This is a genomic window from Streptomyces sp. NPDC058964 (assembly GCF_042741275.1).
Classification (GTDB): domain Bacteria; phylum Actinomycetota; class Actinomycetes; order Streptomycetales; family Streptomycetaceae; genus Streptomyces.
Window position 1 is genome coordinate 1 of sequence record NZ_JBHYKH010000180.1, and the last position, 1915, is coordinate 1915.

Consider the following 1915-nt stretch of genomic DNA (forward strand, 5'->3'; position numbering starts at 1 on the left):
AGAGGGGGTTCGACCACCCCCCCGCGGGGGCGGCCGCCACCTAGGCGTCGCGGGGGGCCTCCGTCTGCCCGCCGGGGGCGTGCAGGACACGGCCGTACGCCGGGGTCGTCACCGACTCCCCCGTCGTGTTCGCGACGCACACGAACTCGCCGCGCCGGAAGGCGAGGACGCCTTCCGGGGCGCGCAGCCACTCGACGGAGTCACCGGCTCCGAGGTCGGGCCGCGTCCGGCGGACGCTCAGCGCCGCGCGGTACAGCTCCAGCGTCGAACCGGCCACGCCGTCCTGCGCCTCCACGCTCAGCTCGGCCCAGGTGCCGGGCTGCGGAAGCCAGCTGCCGCCGCTGCCGAAGCCGTACGAGGAGCCCTCGCGCGTCCACGGGATCGGCACCCGGCAGCCGTCGCGGAAGCCGTCCTGGCCGGCGCCCCGGAAGAACGCCGGGTCCTGGCGGACCTCGTCGGGCAGGTCGACGACGTCCGGCAGGCCGAGCTCCTCGCCCTGGTAGACGTAGGCCGAGCCGGGCAGCGCCAGCATGAGGAGGGAGGCGGCCCTGGCGCGGCGCAGGCCCAGTTCGCGGTCGCCCGCGGTGCGGATCTGGGTGCCGAGGCCGGGCGGGTTGGCGAAGCGGGTGGCGTGCCGGGTGACGTCGTGGTTGGACAGCACCCAGGTGGCGGGGGCGCCCACCGGGCGCATGGCCTCCAGGGTGCGGTCGATGACCGCCCGCAGCTGCTCGGCGTCCCACTCCGTGCCCAGGTACTGGAAGTTGAAGGCCTGGTGCAGCTCGTCGGGGCGGACGTAGTTCGCGGTGCGCTCGACGGTCGGGGTCCACGCCTCGGCCACGAAGATGCGCTCGCCCGCGTACTCGTCGAGGACCACGCGCCACTGGCGGTAGATGGCGTGCACGCCGTCCTGGTCGAAGAACGGCATGACATCGTTGCCCAGCAGTTTCAGCTGGTCGTGCGATCCGAGGTCGGGCAGACCCTCCGCCTTGACGAGACCGTGGGCCACGTCGATGCGGAAGCCGTCCACGCCCATGTCCAGCCAGAAGCGCAGGATCGAGCGGAACTCGTCGCCGACGGCCGGGTGGTCCCAGTTGAAGTCGGGCTGTTCCGGGGCGAAGAGGTGCAGGTACCACTCACCGGGAGTGCCGTCCGGCTCGGTCACCCGCGTCCACGCGGGACCGCCGAAGATGGACTCCCAGTCGTTGGGCGGCAGCTCGCCGTTCTCGCCCTTGCCGGGGCGGAAGTGGTAGCGGTCCCGCACCGAGGAGCCGGGGCCCTCGGCGAGCGCGCGCTTGAACCACTCGTGCTGGTCGGAGGAGTGGTTGGGGACCAGGTCGACGATGATGCGCAGACCCAGCTCGTGGGCGTCGCGGATCAGCGCGTCGGCGTCGAGCAGGTTGCCGAACATGGGGTCCACGGCCCGGTAGTCGGCGACGTCGTAGCCGGCGTCGGCCTGCGGCGAGGCGTAGAAGGGGCTGAGCCACACGGCGTCCACGCCGAGGTCGCGCAGGTACGGAAGTCTGGAACGTACGCCCTCCAGGTCGCCCATGCCGTCGCCGTTGCTGTCGGCGAAGCTGCGCGGATAGACCTGGTAGATCACCGCGTCCCGCCACCAGTCGCGACGCTTGGCGACGGTGGCGACGGCGGAGTTCGGTGCCGGGTCGGCGGAGTGCTGGCTCATGGCGTCCTTGATGCGGTGGGGGTTCCCCCGGCTCGAACGAGGTCGAGAGCGCGGGGAAGGTTTCTGGTCATGGATGCGTGGTACGGCGGCGGGTGTGCGGCTGCGGTGTGCGAGGCGGGGGCGGTGGCCGGTCGGGGCTGGGGGGGACCGACCCGGCCCCCCCGCCCCGCGCCGGCCGGGCGGGGCAATCCCCCCGCGGTGTCACCCAGGATGCGCCGCGGCGGGGGGGGGCGC

General features: G+C 73.4%; 1 protein-coding gene. It reads right to left on the minus strand.

Translation table 11 applies throughout. The features are described 5' to 3' along the window. Window positions 1-40 precede the first annotated feature (40 nt). The gene (locus ACFW2E_RS22265) at window positions 41-1681 is read right to left on the minus strand and encodes a glycoside hydrolase family 13 protein (protein ID WP_384468811.1); all 1641 of its coding nucleotides are present in this window, start codon (window positions 1679-1681) and stop codon (window positions 41-43) included. Window positions 1682-1915: the final 234 nt, after the last annotated feature.